The sequence below is a fragment of the Sphingobacterium puteale genome, assembly GCF_050986225.1.
GTDB lineage: Bacteria > Bacteroidota > Bacteroidia > Sphingobacteriales > Sphingobacteriaceae > Sphingobacterium > Sphingobacterium puteale.
This window is the reverse complement of sequence record NZ_CP158959.1, coordinates 3,323,376-3,338,056: the sequence shown is the minus strand read 5'-3', so window position 1 is coordinate 3,338,056 and position 14,681 is coordinate 3,323,376. Positions and strand designations below refer to the sequence as shown.

Sequence of the window (14,681 nt, the reverse complement as noted above, 5' to 3'; positions counted from 1 at the left end):
GTCCTTGGCTTGTTTTCGTCAATTTGTGCTTAGTTTGTAAGTGGTTCCCTCCTTTCTTTCATAAATCTATTGATAGATACTTTACTGTTCCGAAGTTCCGGATACGATAACCTTTTGCTCTTTGATCCGAAAACGGAGATTTCCCAATTCTTCTAGGTTATGTAAGATCTCCGCTAAATCAGACTTTCTGGAAAAAGAACCTCCAAAACGCTCACCACTCTGTTTACCAACATAAACGACATCCACATTATACCAGCGGCTGATTGTATTCATAATGTTTTCGATAGATTCATTATCGAATGTGAAGTAACCATTTTTCCAGGCAACTACTTGGTTGATGTTTGCTTTTGTAAGGGCAATATGACTGGAATTTTGGAACAGATTAGCTTGCTGTCCCGGGATCATCAGTTTTGATTCACCCGATGAGTACCTGCTCACACGCACACTGCCTTCTAGTAAGGTGGTTGAGATCAGCTTCTCATCCGGATATCCTTTTACGTTAAAATGTGTACCCAATACTTTTATCTGTTGGTCACCTGTAATGACTTTAAAGGGCAATTCTTTATTATGGGCCACCTCAAAATAGCCCTCGCCCGTTAAGGAGACAAGCCTATCCCGACCATTTGAGGTAACCGGGAAACGAAGTGTCGAGGCGGAATTCATCCATATTTTAGTGCCGTCAGGCAAGCTAATTTTATATTGACCGCCGCGTGGAATATCGAGTGTATTAAACTGCATCTTAGGGTCAGTTACTGGTTTGAGCGCTACAGTGCTACGATAGGTCAAACTGTTGCTGTCTGTTTTGCTGATCGATAAGCCGTCTTTATGATAAAGCTCACCTATGGCCGCATCGTCCAGATTAATTTTTGTACCGTCCGCTAGTGTCAGCTTGCTTATGTTCGTATCTGATTGAATTTTAGACTGAGCCATGCCACTGCGATCCGGTATAGACTCATTTTGGAATTTGTAATACAGCAATGCAGCACCCAATAGAAATGCAATTGTTGCGGCCACGGAAAGCCGGGTAATGGAAGCTACTGATCTATTTCTGGGCTTTGCGATTTTTTTCGAAAAATTAGCGTATAGCTGATCCACAAGCTTCTCTTTGCCACCAGCTTCTTCAATCCAATCCTTGAGCTGTTCCGGCCCGTCATCCAGTTGCTCATACCATTCATTCAGTTCCGCCATCTCTTCTTCACTGCAACTGGAACTACGTACGCGTACCAATAAATACTGTAATCGTTCATTATCCATAAGAATCTGCTTTGTTATCTTATAAACGGTCCTGCCTGCACAGAACCGTTTATAGGATATAGACGAACTGAATCGAACGAACCGTTAGTTGCACCCGATTTTATTTTTATTTTTTGCCAGCTATGAAAGGTTGTGCACAGGACAGTAAAGGACGGTGCTTTCAACCATTCTTGTTAAAATTGTAGATCAGACAACAACTGGGCGATTGAGGGCGCTGACGATATACCTAAGGGAGAATTCTTATAAACCAACTACAAAATTATGCATGTTAACCTGAGTGATGCCAAATTGATCTTGTTATGGATGCATGGAGATGATCAAGCCTTTGAAATTTTATACAAAAGGCACGTCGTTTCCCTATTATCAATTGCATTAAAAAAGACACAAAGCAGAGAGGTAGCCGAAGAAATCATCCAGGACACATTTCTCTGTCTATTCCTCAAAAGATCGTCTGCCGATCAGATTAAAAATCTTACCGCCTTTTTGTATACCACCGTCAAGCATAAGGTCATCGATCATTACCGACGGGAGAAACTCTCGAGGCAGTTTCAGGAACACAGTTTGGCCTATTTGACTGAGGCTGATCATTCGACCATGCAGACCATTGAATCCAGGGAACTGGCCGAGCGTATCAGCTCGCAGATCGAGCGTTTACCGCCGAAATGTAAACATGTATTTTTACTGAGCCGTAGCCATTACCTGACGAATAAACAAATCGCATCCCAATTGGACATTTCCGAGAACACGGTGGAGCAGCATATGCGAAAAGCCCTGCGTATTCTACGGGCATCGTTTTCACAGGCCGAAAAAATTGTCTTTATTACTTATCTGACCAGCCATATTCTCCTATCCTTGGCTTGATCATCAGAGATAGTCCATAAAAAAAACATTGCAGCGCCCGTGTGGACAACTGCAATGTAATAAACCTAACCTATGAGTATCTTGTATTCCTATTTCGTTTATTTCGTCGAAGGGCAATATCAATCTCTATTTGCCATTGGTCATATTCAAGATGATCTTACCATTCTCCGGTGATATCCTCAGGACACTTCCATTATTGGGGGTGGAGAATTGCCCCACTATGCTGGAAATGTTGTATTTCATCCCCTCAAATTCTGCATCTAAGCGTTTTGGAGAAATATTTTTGAAAGGTAATTTAATCTGATCAGCAGTGCTGAGGTCCAGATACCAGTCCAAGGGCTGTCTTCCGACAAAGCGGATTTTAAATTTCTTTTCATCCAGATCGATCTCCACGTTACCTTCCACAGCATTTAGCGGCCATGAGATGTGAAGCTTCCCCTTTCCTGTGTTTGTAATTACGGGATCTGCACCCGTTAGCAGGATTTCCTTACCATCAACTACTGCTTTGAACCTCAATCCTGCAAGCTGGTCTTTTTTGCTCCACAGGTAGCCGTCTACCACAGGCAGGGTATAAAATGCACATTCATTAGAGGTCGCTTTCTGCGTAGTATAGACCGAAGGAAAATTTTCATCAAAGATATGGATATCCCTTACCCGTAAGCCACCATCTTCCCACAGCAGGTTGGTGCGGTAAAAGCGGCTGTTAAACCATACGGTTTTCTTATCACTGTCACCCAGATCCTTGTTTACGGTAAAGGAAGTTGCAGGAGTTAATTTAAAGTTCTTTTTAAACCACAGTCCGGATGCTTCCATAGTTTCTACCCGCACTTTGTTTTCATCGCGCAATCTGGCGATCAGCGGCAACTGTATTTCAAACCCTTTTTTCATAGCATCCCAGGTAAAGGAGTTTTCCTGTCCTGCCTGCGTGTAGTTAAACACCATGGACTCTCCCTCGACAAATTCCTTGAGAAACCAGTTGACCCATTTTTCACTTCCGCCCGCTTCGGGATATACAGGTTCCAGCGTGATCACCCCTTGCCAGGTTGTGCTGATACCCGTATCATACTGCCGGACCGGATCGCTTCCGAGCATTCTGAAAATGGGCACCGGAGTCTGATTTTTTTTATTCTGGGCCGGCATATACGAATTCAGCTTACTTGGATAATACGCTTGGTTCCAATAGCCGCCCCAAAGGGTATAACCATCGGTACCGTATTGATCTTTACAGTTGGCCGAAGCCACAATTTTGTACTTTTCGTACATGTAGTTCAAACTGTGCGAATCAATAAACCATGAAGCTACAGATTTAGGGTAATAACCGAAGATCTTTTTAAAATCCGCCATATAGACATCAATGATCTTTTCACGCTCTTCGGGCGTATATCCTGTAGAAAAGCCTACATCCGCATGCCAGTCCCAAGCATACCGGCCCCGCCATTTCAATCCCGCTTTCTCGATAAGCGGCTGCGGGAGCTCCCACCAGCCCCCAATTTCGTATTCTTCTTGAGGTAGCGCTTTCAGTAGACGCTGATATCTTGGATCCATAAGTGCGTCATATTGCAGCAGAAATGTACCGCCCAGCTTGTAAGCCTTCATCATCTCGACCTGTTTTACCACCGTTTGGTAGAGGACATCTTCGGTGACATGTGCTTCCCTAGGCTCAATAAGTCGGATAAAGTTTACAATATTGACGATTTTTGGTTTTCCGTCATTCTTTACAATGTCAAGTGTATCCGGAGCTGCAGACACTGCCGAGCAGAAAAGCAATAGGCCGCAGATCCATACCAGAGCAATAGATAGTTTTGTTTTAATTTTCATTTGTGATACTTAAATTGATTCGTATTATTTCGCATAGTTAGTAGGTATTTTCTTTTTCCTATAAAATGGTCAAGATCATGTCCCCTCACTGTATAATAAGACGAATAAGATGCATCCAACCGTTATGTTGTCGTGCAAATTGTTTTATAATTCAATCTGATAATGTGTGCTCTCCTTGCAAGTATGCCCCTATTTTTTCTGGGCTAAAGTTTAACGCAGGACTTCATCCCCGCAGACCGCCTTAATTGCGTGGCGGCCATCACCCGTCAAGAGCTCAACCTATTTCTCGACGATTCGAAATTTCAAGATATGCTTGCCTGCTAGCAATTCGGCCGGTCCAGACTGGTCGGTATTCTTCGGCGGATAAAACGTTGCGCGTGAATTTGGCGGCACAGTAACCCTATATTCAATATGCTGCCCCTTTTTCTTCCAGGATGAAACAATCTCGCCAAATGGAGATTTGTGCTTCACCGTGGCTTCGTGTAATTCTTCGGGAAATATCGGCCGAAGCATAATATGTTTAAATCCGGGATAGTCGGGATCCGGTAATATACCGCCTACGGATTTAAAGAACCAGCCACCGATTTCACCAAACATCATATGGTTGTCCGAAATATCCCTTTCGGCATTTAGGTCCCAGTTTTCCAGCAAGGTCGTAGCACCATTGACCACCCACCAGCCCCAGGAAGGATATTTGTCCTGTGTCGCCACCTTGTATGCGGTCTCCGTGTGTCCTGTTTCGCATAGTGCATTTAACAATGCCTTGGCGCCCAATACACCGACATCCAAATGAAAGTTATTTTCCGCCACTTTTTTGTTGAGATTGGCCGCGACCTTAGCGCGCATATCCTCCGGCACCACGTCCCAGTATATTGGTACACTTAGCTCGGTTTGCGTTCCAGTTGCGTAGATACCCGATTCGCGATTCAGAAATTTTGCATTGATAGCGTCTTTAATTTTCGTTGTTAGGGCACTGTATTTTTTATAATCCGATTCTTTGCCGAACAGCTTTGCTGCCGCGCTCAATATCCTGGCGTCCGTATAGAAGTAAACCGAAGAGGTAAGTTCAAGATTTGAACTTGATTTTACAGGGACCCAATCACCCCGCCCGAACGTCGTCAGCCCATCAGGGCTGATCATGTCAACATAATCGACATAGCGTCTGATATTTTCGTAACAATCATTTAAAAGCCTACTGTCCCCATAAAACAAATAAACCTGCCAGGGAATAATGGCTATTGTACTGGTCCAGTCAAGACCATTGGCCGTGCCATAGCCCCAGCCACCAGTTGGTATGATATCCGGCAGTACGCCATTTGGCTGCTGCTCATCACGGTGATCGGCCAGCCATTTCTCGTACACGGTAATACCGTCAAAATTATATAATGCCGTCTCTATTGCGAGATGCCCATCCCCTGTCCATCCATTTTTCTCACGTTGGGGACAGTCCGTCGGATAGCCCATCAGATTAGAAAGATAAGCATTATTGGTCACGCGCCAGAGCTTGTTGACCAGTGCTGAAGATGTCTTGATATCCCCGGTCGGAGCGACATCACTATGCATAAAATATGCTGTTATGCTGGTATCCTGCAGGGCAATCGCTTCACTTGAGGTCACTTCAACATAACGAAACCCCTTGTAGTTAAACTTAGGCATGAATTCATCCTGTTTTTTGCCACTAAGGATCAAAATATCCGTCTGAAACGGCTCTGCCTGCTTATCGCCCCGATAGTATACATCGATATTTGACAGATCCAGACGGCCATCTTTACCCAATCTCTCTCCATGTGCTATACGCACTGTTGTGCCCGATTTGCCGCTCAGTTTGATCTTGGTAATTCCCGACATATTTTGTCCCATATCGAAAAGCCAGGTCTTGTCGTCAAATTTTATGACGGACTTGGGTTTATATGTTTTTACCAGACGGATCGGCACAGTCTGTTGAGCTACAATATTGGTCGAAGGTGCACTGCGATAGCGTACGCCATGCCACTTTTTGTCATCAAATCCGGGCTTATCCCAGCCGATTTGCTCCCGGCGGGCATCATAATGTTCGCCCGTATAAATATTGTTATAGATAATCGGGCCCGAAGAAGTTTTCCAGTCCCGTTCAGAGCAGATAATTTCCTTCGAACCATCCGTATATATCAGGTGGATTTCCAAACAAAATGTTGGCCTTGCCCGCCAGGGCGCATTGTGAAAATCCCAAACTGCTAGAGGCTGATGATTATACCAGCCATTCCCCAAAATAACACCAACGGCATTTTTGCCAATCTTAAGTTCGCTGCTGATATCGTGCGTCACGTACAGGGTTCGGCGATCATAACGCGTATACATAGGATCCAGCTGATGATCGCCCACCTTTCCACCATTTAAAGAAAGCTCATACAGCCCTCCTGCCGCAATATATGCCCGTGCATATTTGAGCGTTTTTTTAATTTCAAATTCTTTCCGAAAATAGGGAGCTTCCCGATGCGCAACATCATTATGATCACTTATCCAAGCCGCTTTCCAGGTATCATTTCCCATCATTCCCGTCTCAAAACGGGCTATCGCCGAGGATCGGACTTTTCCATCCTTATCCCAGATATTGACTTTCCAAAAATAAGGCGTATTTGGTTTCAGTGTTTTTCCTTTATAAGCAATGATCATATCCTCTCCGGACTGTTTACCTGTGTCCCACCGCGTGCCTTGATTGGAGGCGACTGATGCGGAATCCGTCCCGACAAAGATTTGGTAGCCCTGTTGTTTAGCACCTCGCCGATCGTCATCCAGCTGCCAGGTCAGTCTGGGATTTTGGATATCAATCCCGATGGGGTTGACGATATGCTCACATTTCAACACTACCGGACGGCATACTTTGGGGTTTTCTGCTGCAAATAATCTTACGGTCAGGCTTAAAACCGATAATAATAACATTGTTTTCATTCCTTGCATAATATTTCTAATGACGTGTATCTCGCTTTCTTTTGTCTTTCTTTTATAATTGTACCCGGTCCTATTATTCCATTTCAATTCCATAGGGAAATATAAAGCAACTAACTTAAAGGAGTAGTTATGCCTCTTTAAGTTAGTTAAGCCCTATTTTGTGCCGACTTAATTTACCTCACTGCCATATACGGCAAACTCGGCTAAATGTGAATGGGGTTCTCCTCCCCCGTTTAATTGAAAGATTCTGATATAACGGACCGTAGGCGAGCCCGAAATCAAGAATTGCTGCGGCCCTTGGGCATCCGGCAGATTATATGAGCCATACGTTGTCCAGGGTTCAGCTTCTGAATTTCGCCCCTCGATCAAGAAGTCCCTAAAATCCGCGGTTACATAATCGTGGCGCGAAGTCAGCTCGATCATATCCACCTTTACTGCTTTCTTCATGTCAAATGAGAGCCAATGCGGGAACGGACTCGTCCCCGAGGAATGTTTAGTATGCCAGTAGGTATTGGGATTGTCATCCAATACAAAATATGGGGATCCGCCATTTGGTAGCTGACCTGTCGCCTCGTAAGAATCTGCAAAAGCAAGCCAATTGCTTCGGTTAATTTTGTAAGCATAGCTATGTTTTTCAGCGGCTGCCGCAAATGTATCGATACATAAAGTGTCCGGTATATATAAGGTCTGATAAGTAAATTCCGTTTTCGGTTTGTAATTCTTCAATATAGACTGCTTTTCGCTGACCGGTGTCCGTACCAATTGTGCCTTACCCTCCTTGTCGGTATAAGTGATCTCCGTGCCGATGGCCCCCAGTGTTTTGTCAACATCCCGCCACATGACCGTAACATTATCCGCCTGGTCTGCGATAGCCGAAATAATCAGCCTATTGTTTAGGGATGTTTTATAGGCCTGACCATAGGCCTGGCCCGTGGCATAAACAGCCACAGATCTGTTGCCCAGCGCGTCGAAGGTATGGATGCGAAAGTTGTAGAGGTTTTCTGGCAAGGTAATAAATTGTTTCAAGGTATCTACGGTATTCGTACGCACCACTGGCACGGCCACAGAATCCTTCATGTTATTCCAATAGATACGGCAGCTGGCCACTTTGGGGTCCGACATAAACAGGCCCTGTACGTAGACCCGTCCGTCCCCTGAGAACACAACGACAGAATCGATTTTGCCTGTATAGGAGATCTCTCCGGATTCCACAAAACGCTTATAGTCATCCATCTTTGCACAGGAAGCTCCGATCACAAGAGCAAGGAGCGCTAGGCCGCTCATCCTTATTTTATTCCATATTTTTTCCATTTTCAAAATACTTTATTTGTATAGATTCATGTTTTATTTTAACTGAACTAACGTGTGTCACCATATACATTGATCTCTTTGATTTCAAACCAAGAGGTACCCATCCAGTTCTCTATACTCTTGATCCGGAGGAAACGTACTTTGGGTACGTTGGTATCCAGGTTGTAGTCAAAACCCGCTGCTGCTTTTTCCCAATCCTCTGCCGAAGTTTGTCCATAAGGGAGCCTTGAGGGCTTCGTGTTTTCAAAAGTGCCCATTTTCGTCCAGCTGTCCCAGCTTCCGTCAGGATTTGGATCTGCTGATCCCCATACCTCAAAGAAGCGTAATTGTCCGCGGTAGTAGAACTGATGATTGCCATTGCTCATAAATTCGGCATAATTCCAAATTTTGACGCGGCTCAGCTTGGCCAGTTTACCCAGGTCAATGCTGATCCACTGCGGATTTAGGTCGGCCACATCGGTCAACATCCTGTTGCTGTTGTTGGGATTATTGTCCCCGTCCCAGATGGTCGGTATACCGGGGGTCACCGTTTGGATCTTTGCATCGCCCGGCAGCTTAAGCGCCTTGAATAAGGATTTGGACAATGCTTCTTCATAAAAAGGACTGATCTTATTGAACAGCGTATCCGTATAATTCAGGAAACGATCCCGCACGGTGGCGGCAAATTCTTGTGCCAGGGTATCAAGCCCACGTGAAGTCTGGCTGATCTCCTTCTGCGAAGAATAGATATAAGGTAAAAAAGGTGTCCATCTGCCCAGGGAATCTTTTCGTAGGATCTCAACTGCGACATCCGCTTGGCTCGGGTTCTGCGCCATAATGCGTACCCCTGCAAAATCAGGCAATATCTGCAGGCTCCTAAAAACACCCCAGATCGGATTTTCCAAGGGCTTGACCATGACGGATAAAGGAGCGGATGCCACCTCACTTCGATTAACAGCATACAGTTTTACTTCATGTTCATCTTCGTCTGCGAAGCCATCCAGATCCATGGTATTGGAATAATAAGAGGATTTTATCTCTCTTGATGTTCCGGGCCGGATATCATAAACGGCTTTGACATAAAGCAGATCCTGGTCCTTTGGAAGGGTATAACTAATGCGTACTCTGCCCGATAAATTTTCTACTTTCACATTGCCTACCTGTCCCGGGGGGATGCCATTCTCTTCCAACGGCATTAATTTCTGTTCTTTGCAGCCTGTAAAGATCAACATGACGATCGCCAGTACAGCGGGGTATAATTTTAGCTTATTTGTTCTCATGATCAATATTTTAAGGTTACCAACCGGGATTTTGCACCAGGTTGTCATTAACAGTCATTTCATCTAGACGGATCGGCCATAGGTAATCCCGCGGCGCAATAAAACGCTGCTGGAATATGGTCCGTACCTGATAATAAGGTATAGCATCCTTTTGGCTCACATCCCAGCCCCTTACTGGGCCGTTTAGCTCTCTGGCCGATTCCTTCCAACGACGGAGATCCCAAAAACGACTGCCTTCAAATGCCAGCTCTATCAGTCTTTCGCGACGGATAATGGCCCGCATGCCATCCTTTGTTGTAGGCTTGGCGGGATTTTTGGAATATTTCTGCCAAGAATCGGTGACGGATTCCAGCCCTGCACGCTGCCGGATCAAATCGAGATATTTGTGCACATCGCTGACGGGGCCAGAAGTTTCATTAAGCGCTTCGGCATACATCAGATAAAGATCAGCCAAGCGTATTTCTGGCCAGGGATACTCCCAGATCGACGCATTTGCAGCAAAGCGAGACTCCCAGTTTACCAGTTTTTTTGCATAGTATCCTGTTTCCGAAAACAGCCCAAAAGCAGAGCCGGCACTGATCTGCCCCATTTTGGCCTTTACGGTGTAGGCTTCGTAATCTTTGCGGGCAGGCAGATCCGAGGTCAGCCACTTGCCACCATCAAATCCGATAGACGCATAGAATCTGTTTTCCCGGTCAAAATTCAGCCGTGCTGTTTCATAGCGTGTTTCAAAATTGACACGTTCACCATTTGTTGCGATACGCAGCTGACTTATTTGGCTAAAGTCTTTCGTTTTGTCTTCTTCAATGGGTACCCCGTGGTCTGAATAAAACTGCTGAACAACTTTTAATGTCGGGGCCAACGAAGCATAAGCCGAATTAACACCCATATCGGCATGCAATAGCGGCTGGGCGGCCCGCTGCAATGTATTAGCACGGCTATTTGAGAGCCCCCAGACCACCTCGTCGTTCCATCGCTCGGTGACTGCGCCACGGATACTCATCTGTATCATGGTCGTATCGGTCATTTCAAATTCGGGAATTTTGTAGTAGTAAAGTTTGTTTCCGGCAGCTTCTGCCTCGTCAATTGCCGTTTTTGTTGCATCAGCGGCAGCTTGCCATTTTGCGGCACTAAAGGCGGCACTAAAAAGCGGTTCACCATCTTTATTGGTAAACGAAGCATAGTCCGGATTTCCGTTAAAAAGAGGGCTGGCGGCCAACAACAATAACTTCGCTTTCACTGCGCGGTTGATCGGCTTTGTGATACGTCCAAGTTCATCATTCTTGTTGTTGATAACCAACGGCAGGTCTGCATAAGATTGATCCAACAAACTGCTGATGTAGCTGACACACTCGTCAATGGGCCTACGTTTGACCCGCACCTCCTCGGGTGGTGCCGAGATCGGGATATTTTTATCGATAAGCGGAATAGGCCCGTACATGCGCAGCAGAAAGTAGTGATAATACGCTTTTAGAAAGGTGACTTCCGCAATCCAGCGTGCACGCAGATCCACTCGTAAGTCCCTGACTTTATCTGGGTTGCTTACATTTTCGAGAAATATATTGCAATGACGCAAAGCCTCGAAGAGGTCCTTGCCCTCGTGCATACCATCCCAATAATTGGCGGCAGGCTCCCCCGAATTTTGTTGCCCGCGGGCAATGACAGACCAGGTCGCTGCCTGAAAATATTGGCGATAATCCGGTATCCACAGTTCATCGCCCGCCAATAAGCCGATGTTGCCCTCCGAGGTACCGCTATTCGGCAGATAATTGTAGCAAGTAAAAAGATATTTTTCGGCCTCTATTGTATTGGCAAAGGCATGGTCTATCGTAGCCACATTATCCGGCACCACGTCCAGTGCTTTTTTACAGGATATGGTCAGCAGGATAGCTGAAACCAGGTATAAACTCCTGATTCTGTTATATAATTTGGCACATTTATTTGTTTTCATAATTCTTTACGGTTAGCTTAAAGTCCTAGATTAATTCCGATGTTGTAAACACGCTGGACCGGATAGCCCAGGCCATCGCCGCCCATCTCGGGATCCCATGTCATAAAAGAGCTGATCGAAAACAGGTTACTGGCATTGGCGTAGATCCGGCAATTGGACATCCCCAATCGCTTCAGCAGCTTAGGGGACAGCGTATATCCGAGTTCCACCGTTTTCAGCCGCAGAAAAGCACCATTGCGCAGCCACCAGGTCGACCGTTGATTGTTATTATTATTTTGGATATTGCTCAATCTCGGCCAGAAGGCATACAGGTTTCGTCTGTCTTCCGACCAATGGTCATTTGCTATCACCTCGAGTAAACCGTTCTGCTGTCCGCCGCTTGCTACAAACGGTGAGATTGCAGACGGATCTATAAAAAAGGAAGACTGTGTCGATCCCTGAAAGAATGCGCTGAGATCAAAACTTTTAAACCCAAAGCTTCCGCCCATTCCGTAAATAATCTCTGGCGAGGTAGGCAGACCGATCGGAACCTGGTCCGCATTATTGATCACCCCATCGCCGTTGACATCCCGATATTTGATATCACCGGCACCATACTTAGCCTCATTACCGGAGCCAAAAAATTGCGTTGGCGAATTGGCTACCTCATTTTCATCGACAAACAATCTTTCCGCGATATATCCCCACTCCTGCCTGACAGGATAGCCTACGCGGGACCGGTACCATTCATGCTGGGCGTAGGTAGGTTCGTCATACACCGTCGCTTTGTTTCTGGCGTATGTGAAGTTGCCACGGAGCTGGGTCCACATCCCGTTCATAAACCCTTTACTGTAATTGATCCCAATATCTATTCCTTCGGATTCGGCTTTACCGACGTTGGCCGCCATGCTCGCTTGCAGCCCCATTGTTCCGGGGACATACGACCTCGTCATAAGAATATTACTTCGCTTCTGACGGTAAGCATCCACGACGATATCCACGCCATAAAGCGAAACGTCGAGTCCGATATTTAGCTGACGGGATTCTTCCCAGCCGATCTTATCGTTCGCATAGCGTGAAATAGAAACCCCGGGTCGACCATAGGACCAGTTTGTACCGAAGCTCGCTCCATAGCTGCCGTTGTTAAGGTTCACGTCCGACATGTAGAAGAAGCGAGCGTTTTGGTCACCAATAGCATCATTTCCCACCATACCATAAGATGCCCGTACTTTCAGATTGGTAATATATTTTTTCAGTCCCGAAAAAAAGCTTTCATTTGCTATGACCCAAGCCCCGCCGATGGAAGGGAAAAAGCCCCAACGATTGCGCTCAGCAAAGCGTTCGGAACCATTATAACCAAAATTGAATTCGACAAGATATCTTGTGTCATAATTGTAGGAGAATCTGCCCGAAAGGCCAAGATTCTTTCGGGGTAGAGACATTTCAAGTGACTCGTTGTTGCTGTAACTGACAATCGTATTCTGGATAATACCGATCAACATGGCAGACACATCATGCTTTTCGTTGAATTTTTGTGCATAGTTGGCAGCCACCTCGGTATAATACGTATTGACCTGATCTTTGTTTCCGGCAGAGTAATCGAGGTATTCCCGTCCCGTTTGCCCGACAGAGCCTGCGGTTCCATCATTGAGGGCAGTGAGATTTATGCTACCATCAATCGAATTGGCCCGATAATAAAAAGGAATATATCTACGTTGGGATTCAAAGCGTGCATAACGCTGCACATAACCCATCGCCCGCGCAGACAAACCGGGCAGCACAGCGCTAAAATCCTGATTTATGCGAAACTGTGCATTGATGTTAGAAGAGCTATAACGCTGGAATCCCGATACCATACTCGCGTAAGGATTTGTATACAATGTATTTGTCGTTCCGGCCACAAGCTCACTGCCAAAAAGAATATGATTGGTATAAGGTGAAAAAGAGGCCGGATACATGATCGGAAATGCGACCGGATTTGCTTTAATGACCGAATTAAAAATTTCCTTACCGCCACCAATAGGACCGCTATAATCGTCAAATTGTCCGTACACACGAATATTAGCCTCGGTCGAGGGGGTCAGATTTAAGGTATTATTGGCCATGATCGAATAATTGCGGAGCTTGATGTTATTTCCGAATTTATTGGCACCATCATTTTTCAGTACGCCATTATCAATATTATATGTCCCTGATATATAATATTTTGCCACACTTCCCCCTCCGGTGATATTCGTATTAAACCGCTGGTTCATGGTATAATCATTGATCATCAGTTTCATCCAGTCATTGTTAGGGTAAAGCAATGGATCGCCACCATTCTCTGTAAAATCTATCTTTGATAGCGCATAAGGTACAGGAGCAAGCGGATTTCTTGTGAGCGCTCCTTCATTGGCCATTTTCATATATTGGATATTATCGGCCATCTTGAAATTGCGCGTGTTGCTCGAAATGGAGTTTTCAGCACGGAAGCTGAATTTTGTCTTTCCCTCGCCGCCCTTTTTTGTGTTGACCAACATCACACCATTGGCACCCCGGGCCCCGTAGACAGCTGCAGCGGTGGCGTCTTTTAAAACCGAAAAACTTGCGATATCATCCGGCTGTAACCTCGCCAGATCTGTAGCGGAAGATTCGATGCCATCGATCAAAATAAGGGGATCTACTTTTCCTCCGCCAAATGAACCCAGACCACGTACAAAAAATTGTGCGTTGTCCTGGCCGGGCTCACCGCTGCGCTGATAGGAAATGACTCCGGCAATCCTACCAGCGAGCATCGTGGTCAGGTTACTTGTCGGCCCTTTCAGATCTTTGACACTGACGGTCGTTACGGCCCCCACAACATTCTGTTTCTTTTGTTGGCCAAAACCGACTACCACCACTTCGTCGATATTATTGCTGCTGGATTTGAGGACAATATTGACCGCTTTCGTATCGTTGAGCAAAATCCGCTCTGTGACATAACCTAGCGCCTTAATCTCGAGCGACTCCCCCGATTGCCCTTTAATGACAAATCGGCCACTCTCATCGGTCATGGTGCTCCGATTTGTCCCGATGATACGAAGCGTCGCACCCTGAATCGGATTATTGAGGGTATCGACCACTCTACCCCTGATCTGATCCTGAAGACCAGTTTTCATCACACTGATCGTTTTTAGATAATACGGATGAGCCAAAGAATAGCTTTTACCGTTTTTTCCTTCATTTTCTGTGGCCCCGCTCGCTCGAGAATCCAGGTAACAGAGCGAGAAAGTCGTTGCTAAAAGCGCAGACAGGAGATTGCAGCCCCTTTTGGGGTTTAAAATCATTTTAATTGCATACAT

8 protein-coding genes are annotated in these 14,681 nt (G+C 45.6%); 1 reads left to right on the top strand and 7 read right to left on the bottom strand.

Annotated elements, in window-relative coordinates; all coding sequences use genetic code 11:
- Nucleotides 1-81 precede the first annotated feature (81 nt).
- The gene (locus tag ABTV71_RS14210) at nucleotides 82-1,254 is read right to left on the bottom strand and encodes a FecR family protein (protein WP_433903649.1); all 1,173 of its coding nucleotides are present in this window, start codon (nucleotides 1,252-1,254) and stop codon (nucleotides 82-84) included.
- Between the two features lie 261 nt (nucleotides 1,255-1,515).
- Between ABTV71_RS14210 and ABTV71_RS14205 the strand changes: the two genes are divergently transcribed.
- Entirely contained in the window at nucleotides 1,516-2,115 is a 600-nt protein-coding gene (locus tag ABTV71_RS14205) for an RNA polymerase sigma factor (RefSeq protein WP_433903648.1), read from the top strand.
- Between the two features lie 126 nt (nucleotides 2,116-2,241).
- On the opposite strand, the gene ABTV71_RS14200 is transcribed toward ABTV71_RS14205, so the two are convergent.
- The 6 genes from ABTV71_RS14200 to ABTV71_RS14175 form a co-directional block, all read right to left on the bottom strand.
- Nucleotides 2,242-3,933, bottom strand: coding sequence for a hypothetical protein (locus ABTV71_RS14200; RefSeq protein ID WP_433903647.1), 1,692 nt, complete (start codon nucleotides 3,931-3,933; stop codon nucleotides 2,242-2,244).
- 279 nt (nucleotides 3,934-4,212) lie between these two features.
- Complete coding sequence (locus ABTV71_RS14195; RefSeq protein WP_433903646.1) at nucleotides 4,213-6,861, bottom strand: family 78 glycoside hydrolase catalytic domain; 2,649 nt, start codon at nucleotides 6,859-6,861, stop codon at nucleotides 4,213-4,215.
- A gap of 168 nt (nucleotides 6,862-7,029) precedes the next feature.
- Entirely contained in the window at nucleotides 7,030-8,172 is a 1,143-nt protein-coding gene (locus tag ABTV71_RS14190; RefSeq protein ID WP_433903645.1) for a DUF4998 domain-containing protein, read from the bottom strand.
- Between the two features lie 47 nt (nucleotides 8,173-8,219).
- Nucleotides 8,220-9,431 carry a DUF5000 domain-containing lipoprotein gene (locus tag ABTV71_RS14185; protein WP_433903644.1) on the bottom strand — a complete coding sequence of 404 codons (1,212 nt, stop codon included), beginning with the start codon at nucleotides 9,429-9,431 and terminating at the stop codon, nucleotides 8,220-8,222.
- Between the two features lie 16 nt (nucleotides 9,432-9,447).
- Nucleotides 9,448-11,382: a RagB/SusD family nutrient uptake outer membrane protein gene (locus tag ABTV71_RS14180; protein WP_433903643.1), complete on the bottom strand. Its 1,935-nt coding sequence runs from the start codon at nucleotides 11,380-11,382 to the stop codon at nucleotides 9,448-9,450.
- A 17-nt stretch (nucleotides 11,383-11,399) separates the two neighbouring features.
- Nucleotides 11,400-14,681, bottom strand: a complete 3,282-nt coding sequence (locus tag ABTV71_RS14175) for a SusC/RagA family TonB-linked outer membrane protein (RefSeq protein ID WP_433903642.1) — start codon at nucleotides 14,679-14,681, stop codon at nucleotides 11,400-11,402.